Raw genomic sequence first — 261 nt, forward strand, 5'->3', positions numbered from 1 at the left:
TGAAAGGGAAGAGTTGGTGCGGCTTATGGTGTATTTTGTGGGTGATAATGTTGGGTTGGTGATGGGTTAATGATGGGGTGTGGAGTAAGGTGTGAGTATAAGGGAGGAGTAGTGTGAGTGGGGTTTTGAGATGATGGGAAATGTTGGAGAGGATGTTAGGGATGTGGTTGTGGTGGTTGGGATAGGGGGGTTTGGGGGGGTGGGGATAGTGGAGGAGGTGGTTGATGTGTTTGAGAAGGTGAGTGACTTGGTGATGAGTAT

This window comes from Paenibacillus xylanexedens (assembly GCF_007676705.1).
Taxonomy (GTDB): Bacteria; Bacillota; Bacilli; order Paenibacillales; family Paenibacillaceae; genus Paenibacillus; species Paenibacillus xylanexedens_C.